19 protein-coding genes are annotated in these 19,543 nt (G+C 68.6%); 10 read left to right on the forward strand and 9 right to left on the reverse strand.

The features are described from left to right. The first annotated feature begins 37 nt into the window (after positions 1-37). The 5 genes from EOT10_RS08840 (at position 38) to trxA (ending at position 4,968) form a co-directional block, all read left to right on the forward strand. The gene (locus EOT10_RS08840; RefSeq protein ID WP_127827532.1) at positions 38-1,756 is read left to right on the forward strand and encodes a protein kinase family protein; all 1,719 of its coding nucleotides are present in this window, start codon (positions 38-40) and stop codon (positions 1,754-1,756) included. A gap of 28 nt (positions 1,757-1,784) precedes the next feature. Next, complete coding sequence (sigM, locus tag EOT10_RS08845) at positions 1,785-2,510, forward strand: RNA polymerase sigma factor SigM (RefSeq protein ID WP_127827533.1); 726 nt, start codon at positions 1,785-1,787, stop codon at positions 2,508-2,510. Further along, positions 2,507-3,484, forward strand: coding sequence for an anti-sigma factor family protein (locus EOT10_RS08850; RefSeq protein ID WP_127827534.1), 978 nt, complete (start codon positions 2,507-2,509; stop codon positions 3,482-3,484). Before sigM ends, EOT10_RS08850 begins: the two co-directional genes overlap by 4 nt. A gap of 142 nt (positions 3,485-3,626) precedes the next feature. Beyond that, positions 3,627-4,589: a thioredoxin-disulfide reductase gene (trxB, locus tag EOT10_RS08855; protein ID WP_127827535.1), complete on the forward strand. Its 963-nt coding sequence runs from the start codon at positions 3,627-3,629 to the stop codon at positions 4,587-4,589. Positions 4,590-4,635: 46 nt separating this feature from the next. Further along, on the forward strand, positions 4,636-4,968 hold the full coding sequence (gene trxA, locus EOT10_RS08860) for a thioredoxin (RefSeq protein WP_127827536.1): 333 nt from the start codon (positions 4,636-4,638) through the stop codon (positions 4,966-4,968). A gap of 103 nt (positions 4,969-5,071) precedes the next feature. Here the strand turns inward: trxA and EOT10_RS08865 are convergent, their stop codons facing one another. The 9 genes from EOT10_RS08865 to rpmH all read right to left on the reverse strand — a co-directional run bounded on the left by EOT10_RS08865 (position 5,072) and on the right by rpmH (position 12,143). Then, positions 5,072-5,689 (reverse strand): GNAT family N-acetyltransferase, encoded by a 618-nt coding sequence (locus EOT10_RS08865; protein ID WP_127827537.1) that lies wholly within the window; start codon positions 5,687-5,689, stop codon positions 5,072-5,074. Positions 5,690-5,995: 306 nt separating this feature from the next. Next, entirely contained in the window at positions 5,996-7,099 is a 1,104-nt protein-coding gene (locus tag EOT10_RS08870; RefSeq protein WP_127827538.1) for a ParB/RepB/Spo0J family partition protein, read from the reverse strand. After that, positions 7,096-8,172, reverse strand: coding sequence for a ParA family protein (locus EOT10_RS08875; RefSeq protein ID WP_127827539.1), 1,077 nt, complete (start codon positions 8,170-8,172; stop codon positions 7,096-7,098). The genes EOT10_RS08870 and EOT10_RS08875 overlap by 4 nt, the downstream gene beginning before the upstream one ends. 443 nt (positions 8,173-8,615) lie before the next feature. Further along, positions 8,616-9,332 carry a 16S rRNA (guanine(527)-N(7))-methyltransferase RsmG gene (rsmG, locus tag EOT10_RS08880; protein ID WP_127827540.1) on the reverse strand — a complete coding sequence of 239 codons (717 nt, stop codon included), beginning with the start codon at positions 9,330-9,332 and terminating at the stop codon, positions 8,616-8,618. Between the two features lie 106 nt (positions 9,333-9,438). Continuing rightward, entirely contained in the window at positions 9,439-9,951 is a 513-nt protein-coding gene (locus EOT10_RS08885) for a Jag family protein (RefSeq protein ID WP_127827541.1), read from the reverse strand. 15 nt (positions 9,952-9,966) lie between these two features. Further along, positions 9,967-11,256 carry a membrane protein insertase YidC gene (gene yidC, locus EOT10_RS08890; RefSeq protein WP_127827542.1) on the reverse strand — a complete coding sequence of 430 codons (1,290 nt, stop codon included), beginning with the start codon at positions 11,254-11,256 and terminating at the stop codon, positions 9,967-9,969. Between the two features lie 3 nt (positions 11,257-11,259). Next, complete coding sequence (yidD, locus tag EOT10_RS08895) at positions 11,260-11,619, reverse strand: membrane protein insertion efficiency factor YidD (protein WP_127827543.1); 360 nt, start codon at positions 11,617-11,619, stop codon at positions 11,260-11,262. Further along, a complete protein-coding gene (rnpA, locus tag EOT10_RS08900; RefSeq protein ID WP_116512076.1) occupies positions 11,616-11,987 on the reverse strand; it encodes a ribonuclease P protein component in 372 nt (123 codons plus the stop codon). Before rnpA ends, yidD begins: the two co-directional genes overlap by 4 nt. Positions 11,988-12,005: 18 nt before the next feature. Next, complete coding sequence (rpmH, locus tag EOT10_RS08905; protein ID WP_006381191.1) at positions 12,006-12,143, reverse strand: 50S ribosomal protein L34; 138 nt, start codon at positions 12,141-12,143, stop codon at positions 12,006-12,008. Positions 12,144-12,518: 375 nt separating this feature from the next. Here rpmH and dnaA point away from each other — a divergent pair, with 375 nt between their 5' ends. The 5 genes from dnaA (at position 12,519) to EOT10_RS08935 (ending at position 19,428) form a co-directional block, all read left to right on the forward strand. Next, entirely contained in the window at positions 12,519-14,549 is a 2,031-nt protein-coding gene (dnaA, locus tag EOT10_RS08910; protein WP_127827544.1) for a chromosomal replication initiator protein DnaA, read from the forward strand. A 984-nt stretch (positions 14,550-15,533) separates the two neighbouring features. Continuing rightward, positions 15,534-16,664 carry a DNA polymerase III subunit beta gene (dnaN, locus tag EOT10_RS08920; RefSeq protein ID WP_100597232.1) on the forward strand — a complete coding sequence of 377 codons (1,131 nt, stop codon included), beginning with the start codon at positions 15,534-15,536 and terminating at the stop codon, positions 16,662-16,664. A 145-nt stretch (positions 16,665-16,809) separates the two neighbouring features. After that, positions 16,810-17,685, forward strand: a complete 876-nt coding sequence (gene gnd / locus EOT10_RS08925; RefSeq protein ID WP_127827545.1) for a phosphogluconate dehydrogenase (NAD(+)-dependent, decarboxylating) — start codon at positions 16,810-16,812, stop codon at positions 17,683-17,685. A gap of 79 nt (positions 17,686-17,764) precedes the next feature. Next, the gene (recF, locus tag EOT10_RS08930) at positions 17,765-18,889 is read left to right on the forward strand and encodes a DNA replication/repair protein RecF (protein ID WP_127827546.1); all 1,125 of its coding nucleotides are present in this window, start codon (positions 17,765-17,767) and stop codon (positions 18,887-18,889) included. Beyond that, complete coding sequence (locus EOT10_RS08935; protein ID WP_127827547.1) at positions 18,886-19,428, forward strand: DciA family protein; 543 nt, start codon at positions 18,886-18,888, stop codon at positions 19,426-19,428. Before recF ends, EOT10_RS08935 begins: the two co-directional genes overlap by 4 nt. Positions 19,429-19,543: the final 115 nt, after the last annotated feature.

The following is a 19,543-nucleotide window of genomic DNA, read 5'->3' on the forward strand; positions in this document are numbered from 1 at the left end:
TCGCAGAGCGCGCAACGGATGGGGAGGCAGGACGACGGTGGCGGAACGGAGTACGGCTGCCGTCGACGTGGCAGACGACAGTGGCGACGAGCCACTGGCCGCGCAGGCGGAGCAGGCCACGGCCGACGGGGTGACCCAGACTCGGGAGCAGGACACGGCAGCGGACGAGGACACGGAGGACACCGACGGGCCGAAGAGCCCCGAAGCCTCCGCTCCCCCCGAGCTGCACAGCGGTCACAAGCTCGCCAGACGCTATCGCCTCGAGGAGTGCGTCACCCGGCTCGACGGCTTCAGCAGCTGGCGCGCGGTGGACGAGAAGCTCCGCCGCGCCGTCGGGGTGCACCTGCTCCCCGCGGACCACCCGCGAGGGCGATCCGTCCTTGCCGCGGCCCGCTCGTCGGCGCTGCTCGGCGATCCCCGCTTCGTGCAGGTCCTGGACGCGGTCGAGGAGAACGACCTCGTCTACGTCGTGCACGAGTGGCTGCCCGACGCCACGGAACTGACCGCGCTCCTCGCCTCCGGCCCCCTCGAGGTGCACGAGGCGTACCAGCTCGTGAACCAGGTCTCGCAGGCGATGGCCGCCGCGCATCGTGAGGGCCTCGCGCATCTGCGACTCACCCCGAGTGCGGTGCTGCGTACCTCGACCGGCCAGTGGCGCATCCGTGGCCTCGCCGTCAACGCGGCCCTGCGCGGCATCACCTCTGAAACACCTCAGCGCACGGACACCGAGGCGATCGGTGCTCTCCTGTACGCCGCACTGACACAGCGCTGGCCCTATGAGGACGACGCGTACGGCCTGTCCGGGCTGCCCAAGGACATCGGACTGATCGCGCCCGACCAGGTGCGGGCCGGCGTACACCGCGGACTGTCCGAGCTGGCCATGCGCGCGCTCGTCAACGACGGGGCGACGGCGTCGCGGCAGGATCCTCCGTGCACCACGACCGAGGACCTGGTGAAGGCCATCGGCGAGATGCCCCGCATCCGTCCGCCGGAGCCCGTGTTCACACCGCCTCCGGAGTACCAGCGGACGACCTACCAGCAGGGCACGTACGGCCGTCAGGCCGCGCATCCCGGCGTGGCCAGGCCCATGCCCGCGGTGCCTCCGCCGCCGCTGCAGAGCCGGACGGGCAAGGCACTCAAGTGGGCAGTGTCGGCACTGCTCATCGTGGCGCTCGGTCTCGGCAGCTGGCAGCTGGCGGACGCCCTGATGGACCACGGCAAGTCCGGGGACTCCAACACGTCGAGCAACACGGACAGCGGTGACAAGGGCAACGGGACCAAGCCCGCCAAGCCGATCACCATCCAGGACGCCAGGGAGTACGTCGTCGAGGGCGGGGCGCAGGCCCCGGGGGACGTGGCGAACACGTACGACGGCGACAGCAAGACGTTCTGGCGCACCAAGACCTACAACGACGGCCCGAAGCTGGCGCCCTACAAGCCCGGCGTCGGTATCGTCTACGACCTCGGCTCGGCCAAGGACGTCTCGGCCGCGTCGATAGCTCTTCAGTACGGCGGCGACCACACGACGGTCGTCCTGTACGCGGCCGATTCGCTGTCGCCCTCGGCATCGATCGACTCCATGAAGAGCATCGGTACGGGCACCACGTCGGGCACCACCGCGAAGATCAAGGCCGGCAAGCCGGTAAAGACGCGGTACGTGCTCCTATGGCTGACCGCCCTGCCGAAGTCCGGATCCGACGGCTACTACGGCGCGGGTTACAAGCAGGCTCTCACCGACGTGAAGTTCACCGGCTGAGGGCCCACCTGGGGGAGGGGGTTCGAAAGTGGACGACGCCGCCTACGGCGAAGCAAGCGATCAGGACCTCCTCGCCCGCCACGTCGCGGGCGACAAGGACGCCTTCGGTGAGCTCGTACGCCGGCACCGTGACCGGCTGTGGGCCGTGGCCCTGCGCACCCTGGGCGACCGGGAGGAAGCGGCCGACGCCGTCCAGGACGCCCTGGTCTCCGCCTACCGCGCGGCACACACCTTCCGCGGGCAGTCCGCCGTCACGACGTGGCTGCACCGCATCACCGTGAATGCCTGCCTCGACCGGGCGCGCAAGGCCGCCTCCCGGAAGACCGCTCCCGTCGAGGACACGGAGCGCCTGGAGCAGCTCCTCGAACCCCAGGAGTCGGCGGCCGCTCCCGCGGAGCGCAACGCCCTCCACCGCGAGCTCCTCGAAGCGCTGGGCACCCTTCCTGCCGACCAGCGTGCCGCGCTCGTCCTCGTCGACATGCAGGGCTACCCGGTGGCCGAGGCCGCCCGTGTGCTCGGCGTGCCCACCGGCACGGTCAAGAGCCGCTGCGCGCGCGGCAGAGCCAGACTCCTGCCGTTGGTCACCCATCTGCGGACCGACAGCGACGACAGCACGAGTGGAAAGAACCCGTCCCCGGAGCCGCCCGGAAGGAACCGGACGCAGGGGACATCCGTCCCACCGGCAGCAGGGCCCCGGGACGGAGCGGGACCAAGTGATTCAGCGGCCGTGAAGGGCGGAGGTGGGCGAGCGTGACATCCACGACCGACACGGCCGAGCACCCGGAGGTCTCCGAGATCTCCGAACTCACCGAGGGCCTGCTCTCCCCGTCCCGCACCGCGGACGTCCGGCAGCATCTGGACGGCTGCGAGCTGTGCGCCGACGTCTACGCCTCCCTGGAGGAGATCCGCGGCATGCTCGGCACACTCCCGGGCCCGCCCCACATGCCTGCCGACATCGCGGGCCGCATCGACGCGGCACTCGCAGCGGAGGCGCTGCTCGACACCAGTGCCTCCGTCCCCGCCGAGGACGCCGACGAACCGGAAGCCGCCGAGAGGCCGGGCGCCGTCATCGATGAGCCTCAGTCCGTGTCGGCCGTTTCACGTGAAACATCGTCTGCCGACTCGCCGAGCACCTCGGCGGACCGGCCTTCCGGTCGTCCCCGTGCCGCGACGGGTCCGGGGCGGGGCGGCCGGACGCGCTCCCGGCGTCGTCGTGGTGCCGCTCTCGGGGCAGTCTTCACTGCGGCCGCGATCGGCCTGGGAGTGCTACTCCTCCAGAACGGCGGCACGCCCACCGGCGCCCCCGAGAGTGGCGTGCCCCGGCGGGCGAGCTCCGCGCTCTCCTTCTCCGAGAAGACGCTCGAAGACCAGGTACAGAACCTTCTGACGGAGAACTCCTCGGCCCCCACCGACTCGTCGACGTCGTCGACATCGAACCCGTCCGTGGACATCCAGCAGACAGCGCCCAAGACTCCCCGGTCGAACTCCCCGATGCGGGGGAAGGCCGTCACGGTGCCGGACTGCATACAGCGTGGCACCGGTCGTGAGACCCCCGCCCTCGCCGTGGAGCGGGGAGATTACAAGGGCACCACCGCCTACCTCGTCGTGCTGCCTCACGAGTCGGATCCCTCACAGGTCTCGGCCTACGTCATCGACGCGGCCTGTGTGAAGCAGGCCTCCTCGACCCCCGGAAAACTCCTGCTGACCCACTCCTACGCCCGGCGCTGACGGCTCCCGGGCGCACACTTCGCGTGTGCTCCCGGACACGGCGGGAATGCGCGCCCCGTAGGATCCGTTGGGTGGGGTGAGAGTCCGGAGACGGACTCCCCCGGCAGTACGCAGCAGTCCCGCAGAGACGAGGAATCAAGCCGTGAGCGACGTCCGTAACGTGATCATCATCGGCTCCGGGCCCGCCGGCTATACGGCGGCGCTCTACACCGCGCGCGCGTCGCTGAAGCCGCTGGTGTTCGAGGGCGCAGTCACCGCGGGTGGCGCCCTGATGAACACCACCGAGGTGGAGAACTTCCCCGGCTTCCAGGACGGCATCATGGGCCCCGAGCTCATGGACAACATGCGTGCCCAGGCCGAGCGCTTCGGCGCCGAGCTGATCCCGGACGACGTCATCTCCGTCGACCTGACGGGCGAGATCAAGACCGTCACCGACACGGCGGGCACCGTGCACCGCGCCAAGGCCGTCATCGTCACGACCGGCTCCCAGCACCGCAAGCTCGGCCTGCCGAATGAGGACGCGCTCTCCGGCCGTGGCGTCTCCTGGTGCGCGACGTGCGACGGCTTCTTCTTCAAGGACCAGGACATCGCCGTGATCGGCGGCGGCGACACCGCGATGGAGGAGGCGACGTTCCTCAGCCGGTTCGCCAAGTCCGTGACGATCGTCCACCGCCGCGACACCCTGCGCGCCTCCAAGGCCATGCAGGAGCGCGCGTTCGCCGACCCGAAGATCAAGTTCGTCTGGGACAGCGAGATCGCCGAGGTCCACGGCGACCAGAAGCTCTCGCACCTCACGCTGCGCAACGTCAAGACGGGTGAGACCTCCGAGCTCCCGGTCACCGGCCTGTTCATCGCGATCGGCCACGACCCGCGCACCGAGCTCTTCAAGGGCCAGCTCGAGCTGGACGACGAGGGCTACCTGAAGGTCGAGGCCCCCTCGACGCGGACGAACCTGACCGGTGTCTTCGGTGCCGGCGACGTCGTCGACCACACCTATCGGCAGGCGATCACCGCGGCCGGTACCGGCTGCTCCGCCGCCCTCGACGCCGAGCGCTTCCTCGCCGCTCTCGCCGACAGCGAGACCGCTGCGGCCACCGCCGTCTGAACCCTCCCCGCCCCACCGCATCACCACAGCAACTAAGGAGCCCGCCGTGGCCGGCACTCTCAAGAACGTGACCGACGCTTCCTTCGACGAGGACGTCCTCAAGAACAACAAGCCCGTACTCGTGGACTTCTGGGCTGCCTGGTGCGGTCCGTGCCGTCAGATCGCGCCGTCCCTCGAGGCGATCGCCGCCGAGTACGGCGACAAGATCGAGATCGTCAAGCTCAACATCGACGAGAACCCGGACACCGCCGCGAAGTACGGCGTCATGTCGATCCCGACGCTGAACGTCTACCAGGGCGGCGAGGTCGCCAAGACCATCGTCGGCGCCAAGCCGAAGGCCGCCATCGTGCGTGACCTCGAGGACTTCATCGCCGACTGATCAACACGCGGCTTCACGGCGGCGGCGATGTTTCACGTGAAACACGAACGGGCCAACCCATCCGGGTTGGCCCGTTTGCGTGACCGCAGTCGCTGAAGGGGGCTCACAGAGGACGGAGCGCGGGCTCCTTCTGCACCGCCCCGAGGAGCCGGTCCAGGGCGAGCTCGACGTCTTCCTTCCAGGAGAGCGTCGTACGCAGCTCAAGGCGGAGGCGCGGATAGGAAGGGTGAGGCCGCACAGTCTTGAAGCCCACGGCCAGCAGATGGTCCGCGGGCAGGATGCAGGCCGGCTCCTTCCACTGCGCATCACCGAACGCCTCGATCGCCTTGAACCCCCGGCGCAGCAGATCCTTGGCGACGGTCTGCACCATCACCCTGCCGAGCCCCTGTCCCTGATAGCGGGGGGTGATCCACGCGGTCATCAGCTGCACCGCGTCGGGTGAGACCGGGCTCGTGGGGAAGGCGGTCGCGCGGGGAACGTACGCCGGCGGGGCGTAGAGCACGAAGCCGACCGGGACATCGTCCACGTACACGACCCGTCCGCAGGAGCCCCACTCCAGGAGGACAGCCGAGATCCAGGCTTCCTTCTCCAGCCCTGGAGTTCCCGCCTTTATCGCGGCTTGGCCGCTGACCGGATCCAGCTCCCAGAAGACACACGACCGGCAGCGCTTGGGAAGGTCCGGAAGGTTGTCCAGTGTGAGCGGTACGAGCCGACGCCCCATGAAGGCAGTTCCTCACTTCCTTCGCCCGCCGCGTCACGGGCAGCCGTCAGAGCGCTCCGTTCCCTGAGCAGGCTGCCGACGAATCCGCCGACCGCGCCCAGCCCGAGACCCGCGGTCATCAGCCCGGCACGACTCACCGATTGCACGACCAGCCTCCCGAATGAGGTGACTTTGGAGGATGCGCTCTTCCCTGTCGCATCGTATCCACGAAGCGATTCCATCGATACCGACAGAAAGCAAAGAGCAGGCCGTGTTCCGGTACACACCGGACACGGCCTGCTCTGCTGAGACTTACGCCGAACGGGACTAGCCCTCGTCCTCCTGGCCCTCACCCTCGGGCGCTCCGTGCTGAAGCACAGGTCCCTCTCCCGGGGCGAGTTGACCGATGATGCGCTCCAGGTCGTCCATGGAGGCGAACTCGACGACGATCTTGCCCTTCTTCTGCCCGAGGTCGACCTTCACCCGCGTCTCGAACCGGTCGGACAGCCGCGTGGCGAGTTCGCTGAGCGCCGGCGAGAGACGCCCTCCCGCCCTCGGCCCCTTGGACCGCGCGGTGCTCGTGGGATGTGAGCCCATCAGGGTCACGATCTCCTCGACGGCTCGCACCGAGAGACCCTCGGCGACGATCCGGTGAGCGAGACGGTCCTGCTCCTCCGAGTCCTCCACGGAGAGCAGGGCGCGCGCGTGCCCTGCCGACAGCACACCTGCCGCCACCCGGCGCTGCACGGCCGGCGAGAGCTTCAGAAGCCGCAGCGTGTTGGACACCTGCGGCCGCGAACGACCGATCCGGTCGGCCAACTGGTCATGCGTGCAGTTGAAGTCCTTCAGGAGCTGGTCGTAGGCGGCAGCCTCCTCCAGCGGGTTCAGCTGAGCGCGGTGCAGGTTCTCCAGAAGCGCGTCGAGGAGAAGCTTCTCGTCGTCCGTCGCCCGCACGATCGCGGGGATGCGCTCCAGACCGCCCTCACGGCAGGCGCGCCAGCGACGCTCTCCCATGATGAGTTCAAAGCGCGACGCGCTCAGCTGCCGCACGACGACGGGCTGGAGCAGGCCGACTTCCTTGATCGACGTGACGAGCTCGGCGAGGGCGTCCTCGTCGAACACTTCCCGCGGCTGGCGCGGGTTGGGCACGATGGCGTCGATCGGAAGCTCAGCGAAGTACGCTCCCGCCGGCGCCTCCAGAGCATCCTTGGAACCGCCGAACAAGTCCTCTGTTTCATGTGAAACAAGAGGCTGCGGCAGCGAGGCGACCTTCGCCGCCGCCACTCCGCGCTCCGCCGTCAGAACAGGCGCGGCGGAAGGCGAGCCGGAGGCCCCGCCCATCACGCTCGCGGATGCCGTCTTCTCAGGGGTGGGGGCTGCTGGGATCAGCGCACCGAGGCCACGGCCCAGTCCCCTCCGTCGCTCACTCACTGGATACCCTCCACCGTGCTGTGCTGGTCAAGTTGAGTGCCCGCATGGGCGTGCTGAGCGTCGTAGCGGATGCCGACCCCGCGCAGGGCCATCTCCCGCGCCGCCTCGAGGTAGGAGAGTGCGCCGCTCGATCCCGGATCGTAGGTGAGCACGGTCTGCCCGTAACTCGGCGCCTCGGAGATACGCACGGAGCGCGGGATGCTCGTCCGCAGAACCTCTTCACCGAAGTGACTGCGCACCTCGTCGGCGACCTGGGACGCCAGCCGGGTCCGGCCGTCGTACATGGTGAGCAGGATCGTCGACACGTGCAGATCAGGGTTCAGATGCCCGCGTACCAGATCCACGTTCCGAAGGAGCTGCCCCAGACCCTCGAGTGCGTAGTACTCGCACTGGATCGGGATCAGCACTTCGGCGCCGGCGACCATGGCGTTGACCGTCAGCAGACCGAGCGACGGAGGGCAGTCGATGAGGATGTAGTCCAACGGCTGCTCATACGCCTGGATCGCCCGCTGCAGTCGGCTCTCACGCGCCACGAGCGACACCAACTCGATCTCCGCACCTGCGAGGTCGATGGTGGCGGGGGCGCAGAAGAGACCCTCGACATCGACCACAGGCTGAACGACCTCGGAGAGCGGCTTACTGTCGACCAACACGTCGTAGATCGAGGGGACTTCGGCGTGATGGTCGATCCCCAGAGCTGTGGACGCATTGCCCTGCGGGTCCAGGTCGATCACCAGGACCCGGGCGCCGTGCAGCGCCAGCGAGGCCGCCAGGTTGACCGTCGTGGTGGTCTTGCCGACCCCGCCCTTCTGGTTGGCGACCACCATGACGCGGGTCTGCTCGGGTCGTGGCAGGCCCTCGCCTGCACGACCTAGGGCTTCCACGGCCAGTTGGGCAGCACGACCGATAGGGGTGTCGTCCATCGGGGGCGGTGTTTCACGTGAAACATCCTCCCCCGCCGATTCGGTACGGGGACCGGGGACCGGATCGGTCATCGGTCCCGCGATGTTGGCGTCGGACCGCAAGGATTCACTCTCCTCGACTTCAGGCTCGCAATGAACAGAGCCTCCCATGCTTTCGGGGTCGTGAACCAGCGAGGTCCTGTCTTCTGTGGAGGAAACAGCCCCTGTGGACAACTCCGTGCCCGGTTCGAGGGATCCAAGAGGCCTACGGTCGCGGGGTGCGGCCGCTGCGCGACCGCGACTGATGATGCCGTGCAACAGTGAGCGACGTTTCACGTGAAACACGATGCACCGCGGCCCGGTCGGCACCCGTGCGACACCCCGACATACATACGTTTGGCAGGTTTCACGGAGTACAGGTCGTCGCCAGGACGGATCAGCGACAGGTCCCCAGGACCGCGCAGCGGCAGCCTTCACGCAGAACCAAGGGCCGCCACACCAGCTCCAGCGCCCCCTCTTACGAGACAAGCATCACGCCAAAAGCGACGGCCGCCCGAGTCACGAGGACTCGAGCGGCCGTAGTCGCGCGACAAGAACTGTCGCCCAGAACACACTCAGCGCCGGCGCCGGACCCGTCCCACGCGAGCCGCCTTGGCGCGCTTCGCCGCGAAGCGCACGCCGCCGGGGCTCTCGCCGACCTCGACACGGACCACCGTCGAGAGCGGATCCACCACGCCCTCACCGACGTGCAGCACCGAGGTGGCCACCGCGCCGAGCTTGCTCAGGGCGGCCCCCGCGCTCTTGACCTCCTCCTCGGCGGTGTCGCCCTTGAGGGCCAGCATCTCGCCGTACGGCCGCAGCAGCGGAACGCCCCACGCCGCCAGGCGGTCCAGCGGGGCGACAGCGCGCGCCGTCACCACATGGACAGGAGTCAGCTTGCCGAGGACCTCCTCGGCACGCCCGCGCACCACGGTCACATGGTCGAGCCCGAGGAGCTCGACGACCTCCGTGAGGAAGTTCGTGCGCCGCAGCAGCGGCTCCAGGAGGGTGATCTTCAGGTCCGGCCTGACCAAAGCGAGCGGGATGCCGGGCAGACCCGCACCGGAGCCCACGTCGCACACGGTCACGCCTTCCGGCACGACCTCGGACAGCACGGCGCAGTTCAGGATGTGCCGCTCCCACAACCGGGGGACTTCCCGGGGACCGATGAGACCACGCTGCACCCCCGCGTCGGCCAGCAGCTCCGCGTACCGGACCGCGTCCGTGAAACGCTCGCCGAATACCGCTCGGGCCTCTTCAGGAGCCGGGGGAAGCTCTGCTGCCTCCGTCACGTGGACCGTCCTTCCGTACCGCGCTACCCCGTTGGGTGGCTGACTATCAGGCTGACAAAGATCGGCCCCGCCTGCGAACAGACGGGGCCGTAGAGCGACGAGTCGCTCAGGCAGGGAGCACGACGACGAAGCGCTGCGGCTCCTCGCCCTCGGACTCGCTGCGCAGGCCGGCGGCCTTGACGGCGTCGTGGACGACCTTGCGCTCGAAGGGCGTCATCGGGTCGAGCTTGACCGGCTCACCGTGGCTCTTCACCTCGGACGCGGCCTTGGCGCCCAGCTCGGAGAGCTCGGCACGCTTCTTCGCGCGGTATCCGGCGATGTCCAGCATGAGGCGGCTGCGGTCCCCGGTCTCCCGGTGGACCGCCAGGCGGGTCAGCTCCTGGAGGGCCTCGAGGACCTCACCGTCGCGCCCGACCAGCTTCTGCAGGTCGCGGCTGCTCGCATCGCTGACGATCGAGACGGCGGCGCGGTCGGCCTCGACGTCCATGTCGATGTCGCCGTCCAGGTCGGCGATGTCCAGCAGACCCTCGAGGTAGTCCGCCGCGATCTCGCCCTCCTGCTCGAGGCGAGTCAGGGTGTCGCTGCCCTCAGGAGCGGCGGAGGTGGTGCCTTCCGTCACGGGATGGACTCCTTCTTACTTCTTGGACGGGGACTTGGGCCGCTGCGGACCCTTGCGCTGTCCGGACTTGGCTTTGCTGCGGGCAGGGGTACCGGAAGCGGGCTTGCCGCCCGCCGGCTTGGCCTCGGGCTCGGCGTCTTCCGCGTCGTCCTTCTTCTCGAGGGACGTGGGCTCCGATGCCTCGGACTCGGCCTTGCCGGTGGCCTGGGCGGTGCCGTGCTGGCGCTGCGATTTGGACTGGCGCTTGGGCTGCTGCCGCTTCGGCGCACCGCCCGTGGTCTGAGTCCCGTCCTCGTCCTCGGTCATGGTGCCGACGGCGCTCTGGACGACGGTGCCGTCGGCCTGCGCGGCGAGGTTCACCTTGGTCAGACCGTTGATGAACTTGCGCTCGAACTCGTTGCGCTCACGGCCCTTGGCGACGATCGCCTTCACGACGGCACGCTCGCGGCGGTTACGCGTCTTCTCGGCGTGCGTGACGTGCTTGAGCAGACGCTCCAGGAACGCGGCCTGGGCCTTGCTGCCCGGGGTCGGGTTCTGGCGGATGACGTACATCTGCTGGCCCATGGTCCACACGTTGGTGGTCAGCCAGTAGACGAGGACACCGACGGGGAAGTTGATACCGAAGACGGCGAACATGACCGGGAAGACGTACATCAGCATCTTCTGCTGCTGCATGAACGGCGTCTTCACCGTCATGTCGACGTTCTTCGTCATCAGCTGGCGCTGCGTGTAGAACTGCGACGCCGACATCATGACGATCATGATCGCGGTGACGACACGGACGTCGGTCAGCGTGGCGCCGAGCGAGGTGACCTTGTCGGCGCTGTCCGTGAACTTCGCCGCGAGCGGGGCGCCGAAGATGTGCGCCTTACGCGCGCTCGCCAGCAGCTCGTTGTTGATGACGCCGATCGTGGTGCCCGTGGCGATGCCGTTGAGCACGTGGTACAGGGCGAAGAAGAACGGCGACTGCGCCAGGATGGGAAGGCACGAGGAGAGCGGGTTGGTACCCGTCTCCTTGTACAGCTTCATCATCTCTTCGGACTGGCGCTGCTTGTCGTTCTTGTAGCGCTCCTGGATCTTCTTCATCTCGGGCTGCAGTGTCTGCATCGCCCGAGTGGCCTTGATCTGCTTCACGAAGAGCGGGATCAGGCAGATACGGATCAGGATCACCAGGGACACGATGGACAGGCCCCAGGCCCAGCCCGTGTCAGGGCCGAAGATCGCCCCGTACAGCGAGTGGAACTGGACGATGACCCACGAAACTGGTGTCGTGATAAAGCTGAAGAGACTGGCAATCGTGTCCACTAATCAAGCTCCTTGAGCATGGGACGGGGTCTCGGCGGCGGGGCTCGAGGGGCTGGTGCGGCCACACTCTGAAGGCGCGCCGGCGGCGGAAGGCCCGCCCTTGCGTTCGCGCCAGGCGTTACGCAGCATTTCGTGCCACCGCGGACGCTTGCGCGGCGGAACGTGGTCGACACCGCCGAGCGACCACGGGTTGCACCGGAGGATGCGCCAGGCGGTGAGAGCTGTTCCCTTGATCGCACCGTGGCGGTCGATCGCTGTGAAGCCGTAGTGGGAACACGACGGGTAGTACTTGCACACAGGCCCCAGCAGAGGGCTGATGGTCCACTGGTAGAGCTTGATCAAAGCGAGCAGCGGGTATTTCATCGCGCGCCCCCTCCCAGCAGCCGCTGAAGGGCGGCGTCCAGGTCTCGGGCCAGCTGTGCATGGTCGGCGTCACCCGCGCCAGGCAACGCACGTACGACTACCAGGCTACCGGGGGACAACAGTGCGAGTCGGTCGCGCATGAGGTGGCGAAGTCTGCGCTTCACCGCGTTACGTACGACAGCTCCACCGACTGCCTTGCTCACGACGAAACCCGCACGCGTCGGGGGAACGCTCTCCCCAGGCGCGTGCGGGTCCGTTGCACCGCTACGTAGATGGACGACGAGGAGCGGGCGACCGGCCCGGCGTCCTCGGCGTACCGCGGTTGCGAAGTCTTCGCGCCGCCTCAGCCGATTCTCGGTAGGCAGCACGTCATGACCTGTACGCGATTAGGCGGACAGGCTGGCGCGACCCTTGCCACGGCGGTTCGCGAGAATCGCGCGGCCGGCACGGGTGCGCATCCGCAGGCGGAAGCCGTGGGTCTTGGCGCGACGACGGTTGTTCGGCTGGAAGGTGCGCTTGCTCACTCGGGGGCTCCAGAAATGATCGTGTGGTGGCGGGACATCGCCTGGCTGTCACCGTGCGCCCACGAGAAGCTCGCGTATACGCACCGAGTGCACCGCTTCACAATCACAGATCGTGATCTTTGCCCATCGGAGGCAGGCGGCAGCAGCCATCGACAACTCGACCTGGTCACGGTACGCGCGGCTACGCCATCCGGTCAAACCGGCATCGGGTGAGGGACACTGTGCACAGCCTGTGGACAACAACTTGAACCGCACCGGTTGCCCTGACTACCGTGGCTGAACTCCGATTCGTTCCCTTCTCACCGCCCCACCCCGATTTTCTTCCGACCCGTCCCAGAACCACACCTTCGTGGGACCTGCGAGAGAGCGTGCCCTGTGGCTGACGTACCTGCCGATCTTGCCGCAGTGTGGCCACGAGTCCTGGAGCAGCTCCTCGGGGAGGGCCGCGGGCAGGGCGTCGAGACGAAGGACGAGCACTGGATCAGGCGCTGCCAGCCTCTCGCGCTGGTCGCCGACACCGCCCTTCTCGCCGTGCCGAACGAGTTCGCGAAGGGCGTACTCGAGGGACGGCTCGCGCCGGTCGTGGCCGACACGCTGAGCCGCGAGTGCGGCCGCCCGATCCGGATCGCGATCACCGTCGACGACTCGGTCGGCGAACAGCCCGTCCCGTCCGCGCCCCCCGTGCAGCAGCACCGCTACGAAGAGCCCGAGCTGCCGCCGGCCCAGGGACAGAGCCAGACCCACGAGCCCTACGAGCCGTACGGGCGGCGTGCCGCGGACGACCACGGACAGGGCCCGCGCGGCGACCAGTCCCAGGCCGGCCGCGCCGATCAGCTCCCCACCGCTCGCCCCGCCTACCCGGACTATCAGCGTCCGGAGCCGGGCGCGTGGCCGCGGTCGCAGGACGAGTACAGCTGGCAGCAGCCCCGCCTCGGCTTCCCCGAGCGCGACCCGTACGCGAACCCGCCCCAGCCGCAGCACGACTACCGGCAGCAGGAACGCTCCCCGTACGAGCAGCAGAACGAGCGCTCCCCCTACGAGCAGCAGGAACGCTCTCCTTACGAGCAGCAGGAACGGTCGCCCTACGACCAGCAGTCCGAGCGTGCCAATTACGACCAGCAGCCGGACCGGTCGGGATACGACCAGCCGTCCGACCGCAACGGCTACGACCAGCAGGTCGAGCGGTCCGGGTACGAGCAGCAGATGCCCGAGCGTCCGGGGCGGCACGGCCGGCACGAACGCCGTGACCTCACCGAAGGCCCTATGGGTGGCCGTCCGGGGCAGGACGTCGGCCGCGGCGGACGCGGTGTCCCCAGTGGCGCCCCCGGACCACTGGCCGCGCAGCCCGCGCCCGCGTCGGGTCCCGGCGAGCCGACCGCGCGACTGAACCCGAAGTACCTCTTCGACACCTTCGTCATCGGTGCCTCGAACCGTTTCGCGCACGCGGCCGCGGTCGCCGTCGCCGAGGCGCCGGCGAAGGCGTACAACCCCCTCTTCATCTATGGGGAGTCGGGGCTCGGCAAGACGCACCTGCTGCACGCGATCGGGCACTACGCGCGCAGCCTGTACCCCGGCACGCGCGTGCGGTACGTGAGCTCGGAGGAGTTCACGAACGAGTTCATCAACTCGATCCGCGACGGCAAGGGCGACAGCTTCCGCAAGCGGTACCGCGAGATGGACATCCTTCTTGTCGACGACATCCAGTTCCTCGCGGACAAGGAGTCGACGCAGGAGGAGTTCTTCCACACCTTCAACACGCTCCACAACGCGAACAAGCAGATCGTCCTCTCCAGCGACCGGCCGCCCAAGCAGCTGGTGACCCTGGAGGACCGGCTGCGCAACCGGTTCGAGTGGGGCCTGATCACGGACGTCCAGCCCCCTGAGTTGGAAACCCGAATCGCCATCCTTCGTAAGAAGGCGGTGCAGGAGCAGCTGAACGCTCCGCCGGAGGTCCTCGAGTTCATCGCGTCCCGCATCTCGCGCAACATCCGCGAGCTGGAGGGCGCGCTGATCCGGGTCACGGCGTTCGCGTCGCTGAACCGGCAGCCGGTCGACCTCGGTCTGACGGAGATCGTCCTCAAGGACCTCATCCCCGGCGGCGAGGACTCGGCACCAGAGATCACGGCGACGGCGATCATGGCGGCGACCGCCGACTACTTCGGCCTGACCGTGGACGACCTGTGTGGCTCGTCGCGCAGCCGCGTCCTGGTGACTGCACGCCAGATCGCCATGTACCTGTGCCGTGAGCTCACCGATCTCTCGCTGCCGAAGATCGGCGCGCAGTTCGGCGGCCGCGACCACACGACCGTCATGCACGCGGACCGCAAGATCCGCGCGCTGATGGCCGAGCGGCGGTCGATCTACAACCAGGTCACCGAGCTCACGAACCGCATCAAGAACGGCTGACAGGTCGCTCTTGCCTGGCCACAGGCCGCCCTCGGCTGCCCTCAGGCCGGCCCAGTTGCCCTCGGCTGCCCTCAGCCGGCCCGGGCTGCCCCCTCAGACGGCTCTCACACGGCCGTCAGACCCCTCTGAACGCCTCGAAGGGCGCCCCGGGACGAGCTCCCGGGGCGCCCTTCGTCGTTGTGGCCGGACGGCGGTGTTCGATTCCCGCGCCTGGTTACGGGTGTTCTCCACAGATGTGCCGACTTTCTTGCGTCCACACCCTGGGGACTGCCAAGTTGTCCAGACTGTATCCACAGGGCTCTTGTCTGAATGACCATCAGACCAGGTCAGACGGCTGTGGATCCGTGGACAAAAGATCTCCACAGGCTGTGGACAAGATTTTCCTCCACAGGACGTGAGGGGAGTTGTCCACTGCGAACCCACAGGTCAGGGGCCCTTGTGCACAGCAATCGGGGGCTTCTCCACACGGCTGTCCACTGTTCGGCAACACGAAGGGCGCGATCACCGGGCCGAGTGAAAGCCGTCACATCAAGGGGTGTGGTTGGGCTGTGGGGAACCGGGGTAAAGCTGGGGACGGCCCTGGGGAGAAGTAGCCCCTGCCTGTGCATCGGGTGTGCAGAACTTTTCCCCGTCCACAGAGAACCCCGGTTGTCCACCGCTCGCGCCCACAGGCCCGGTGGACAAAAAACCGACTCTGACCTGCGAAAAGGCAGTTATCCACGGTTTCCACAGCCCCTACTACTAAGACCAACTAGAGAGAGCTGGGAATCCGCATCGAAGTGGGGGCTGTGCACAACTTGGTCCTCGGAGCCCGACTGCGGACCGGCACGACTTGACCCGAGCGGCAACGACTGTCAGCGCCGTACGTCAGACTGTTCCCCGGTGTCCTTCCCATGTGGCAGCTGAGCGACACCGAGTCAGACGACGAAGACCGAAGACCAACGCAGGGCGAGAGCAGCCAGCAACAGCAGGAGGCGGCTTACGGTGAAGATCCGGGTGGAACGCGATGTACTCGCGGAGGCAGTGGCCTGGGCGGCGCGCAGCCTCCCGGCCCGACCGCCTGCGCCTGTCCTCGCGGGCCTTCTCCTGAAGGCCGAGGAGGGCGCACTGAGCCTCTCGAGCTTCGACTACGAGGTCTCGGCGCGGGTCTCGGTCGACGCGGAGATCGACGAGGAGGGCACCGTCCTCGTCTCCGGCCGGCTCCTGGCGGACATCTGCCGTGCCCTGCCGAACCGGCCGGTGGAGATTTCCACAGACGGTGTACGAGCGACCGTGGTCTGCGGCTCCTCGCGATTCACACTCCACACCCTTCCTGTGGAGGAGTACCCGGCGCTGCCGCAGATGCCGACCGCCACGGGCACCGTCCCGGGTGAGGTCTTCGCCTCCGCCGCGGCGCAGGTGGCCATCGCGGCCGGCCGTGACGACACCCTTCCGGTGCTCACGGGTGTGCGTATCGAGATCGAGGGCGACACGGTCACCCTGGCATCCACCGACCGGTACCGCTTCGCGGTCCGCGAGTTCCTGTGGAAGCCGGAGGACCCCGAGGCGTCCGCGGTCGCCCTGGTGCCTGCCAAGACGCTCCTGGACACCGCCAAGGCGCTCACGAGCGGCGACACGGTGACGCTGGCCCTGTCGGGCTCCGGCGCCGGTGAGGGCCTCATCGGCTTCGAGGGCGCCGGCCGTCGCACCACGACGCGTCTGCTCGAGGGCGACCTGCCGAAGTACCGCACGCTGTTCCCGACGGAGTTCAACTCCGTGGCCGTGATCGAGACCGCCCCCTTCGTGGAGGCCGTCAAGCGTGTGGCCCTCGTCGCCGAGCGGAACACCCCGGTGCGGCTCAGCTTTGAGCAGGGTGTGCTCATCCTGGAGGCCGGCTCCAGCGACGACGCACAGGCTGTGGAGAGGGTCGACGCCCAGCTCGAGGGCGACGACATCTCGATCGCCTTCAACCCGACGTTCCTGCTGGACGGTCTGAGCGCGATCGACTCCCCGGTCGCCCAGCTCTCGTTCACGACCTCCACGAAGCCGGCCCTCCTCAGCGGCAGGCCCGCTGTGGACGCCGAGGCGGACGACGCGTACAAGTACCTGATCATGCCGGTGCGGCTGTCGGGCTGACGCTCCACCGGGCATGGCCGCCGGGCGTTCGCCTGAGCGGCTATGCCCACAGGTGTGCGTGAGAGTCCGGGTTTAGGCTCGGAGACAGGTGCGGAAGCGCCTCACGCACCACCTCACGCCCGGTCGCAACTTAAGGAACCACCTGATGGAGCTCGGTCTCGTCGGTCTCGGCAAGATGGGCGGCAACATGCGCGAGCGCATCCGCCGCGCAGGCCACACCGTCATCGGATACGACCGCAATCCGGACCTCGCGGACGTCCACAGCCTCGGAGAGCTTGTGGGCAAGCTCAAGGGCCCGCGCGTGGTGTGGGTGATGGTGCCCGCCGGCGGCCCGACCCAGGCCACCGTGGACGAGCTCGCCGAGCTCCTGGAGCCCGGCGACATCGTCGTCGACGGCGGGAACTCGCGCTGGACCGACGACGAGAAGCACGCCGTCGAGCTGGGCATCAAGGGCATCGGCTTCGTCGACTGCGGCGTCTCCGGCGGTGTCTGGGGCCTGGAGAACGGCTACGCGCTGATGTACGGCGGCGCCAAGGAGCACGTCGCCAAGGTCCAGCCGATCTTCGACGCCCTCAAGCCGGAGGGCGACTTCGGTTCCGTCCACGCCGGCAAGGTCGGTGCGGGCCATTTCGCGAAGATGGTCCACAACGGCATCGAGTACGCCATGATGCAGGCCTACGCCGAGGGCTGGGAGCTCCTGGAGAAGGTCGACTCCGTCACGGATGTGCGCGAGGTCTTCCGCTCCTGGCAGGAGGGCACGGTCATCCGTTCCTGGCTGCTCGACCTCGCGGTCAACGCGCTGGACGACGACGAGCACCTGGACAGGCTGCGCGGCTACGCGGAGGACTCCGGAGAGGGCCGCTGGACCGTCGAGGCGGCCATCGACAACGCGGTGCCGCTGCCCGCGATCACCGCCTCGCTCTTCGCGCGCTTCGCCTCGCGCCAGGACGACTCGCCGCAGATGAAGATGATCGCGGCCCTGCGTAACCAGTTCGGCGGCCACGCCGTCGAGAAGAAGTGATCCGGCCGGAAACCGCCGTACAGAAGCACCGCAGTAATCCACACCCGCTCCACACCTTGGGGGAGGTCGGCGAACGACCATGCATGTGACGCATCTGTCGCTGGCCGACTTCCGCTCGTACGCCCGGGTCGAGGTCCCTCTCGATCCGGGCGTCACCGCCTTCGTGGGCCCGAACGGGCAGGGGAAGACCAACCTCGTCGAGGCCGTCGGCTATCTCGCCACCCTCGGCAGCCATCGGGTCTCCTCGGACGCGCCACTGGTCCGCATGGGCGCCGAGCGCGCCGTCATCCGGGCCGCCGTCCGGCAGGGCGAGCGCCAGCAGCTCATCGAGCTCGAACTGAACCCCGGCAAGGCGAACCGCGCCAGAATCAACCGGTCCTCGCAGGTCAGACCCCGTGACGTGCTCGGCATCGTCCGGACCGTGCTGTTCGCCCCGGAGGACCTCGCACTCGTCAAGGGCGACCCCGGCGAGCGCCGCCGCTTCCTCGACGAACTGATCACCGCACGCTCCCCGCGCATGGCCGGCGTCCGCTCCGACTACGACCGTGTCCTCAAGCAGCGCAACACGCTCCTGAAGTCGGCAGCGCTCGCGCGCCGGCACGGCGGCCGGACCATGGACCTGTCGACCCTCGACGTGTGGGACCAGCACCTCGCGCGCGTGGGCGCCGAGGTGCTCGCGCAGCGGTTCGACCTGATCGCCACACTGCAGCCGCTCGCCGACAAGGCGTACGAGCAGCTGGCACCCGGCGGCGGCCCGCTCGCCCTGGAGTACAAGCCGTCCTCGCCCGAAATCGACGGGCACGCGCGCGAAGAGCTCTACGAGCAGCTGATGACCGCCCTCGAAGCGGCCCGCAAGCAGGAGATCGAGCGGGGCGTGACCCTCGTCGGACCGCACCGCGACGACCTGGTCCTCAAGCTCGGCCAGCTGCCGGCCAAGGGGTACGCCAGCCATGGCGAGTCCTGGTCGTACGCGCTGGCGCTGCGCCTGGCCTCGTACGACCTGCTGCGGGCCGAGGGGAACGAGCCGGTGCTCGTCCTCGACGACGTCTTCGCGGAGCTCGACGCACGGCGCAGGGAGCGCCTCGCCGAGCTGGTCGCTCCCGGCGAGCAGGTCCTGGTCACCGCGGCGGTCGACGACGACGTGCCGGGCATCCTGACGGGCACGCGGTACGCGGTGTCCGAGGGCACGGTGGAGCGGCTGTGAGCGAGAACCCGCCTGCGGGGGACGTCCCGAAGAAGGCGCCCGAGCCGTCCGGCGTCGACCTCGCGCGCGTGGCCCTGCGCGCGGCGAAGGAGCAGGCACGCGCGCGCGGGGCGGCCGCCCAGCAAAAGAAGCAGGCCAAGCGCGGCGGGCTGCGGTCCGGGGCGCGGGCCGACGGCCGCGACCCCCTGGCGCTCGGGGCGGCCATCAACCGGCTGATCACCGAGCGCGGCTGGGAGGCCCCGGCCGCCGTCGGCGGCGTCATGGGCCGCTGGCCGCAGATCGTGGGCGACGACCTCGCCAAGCACTGTGTGCCCCAGAAGTACGACGAGGACGAGCGCGTCCTGACCGTCCAGTGCGACTCGACGGCCTGGGCGACGCAGCTGCGGCTGCTCGCTCCGCAGCTGGTGGCGCGGCTCAACGAGGACCTGGGGCACGGCACCGTACGCCTCCTGAAGGTCCTCGGCCCCGGCGGTCCCGCCCGCCGCTACGGCCCCCTGCGCGCCCCCGGAAGCAAGGGTCCCGGCGACACCTACGGGTGAGACCGCGGGCACGCCGGCCGGGGGTTGACACCCGGTTGACGCTCGGAAGCGCTGAGTGCCGCTGTAAGCCTCTTGGAGCCCCGGGACGCATACGGGGAGTCGGCAGAGGCCGGTT

Source organism: Streptomyces antnestii, from assembly GCF_004005495.1.
In the GTDB taxonomy this organism is placed as follows: domain Bacteria; phylum Actinomycetota; class Actinomycetes; order Streptomycetales; family Streptomycetaceae; genus Streptomyces; species Streptomyces antnestii.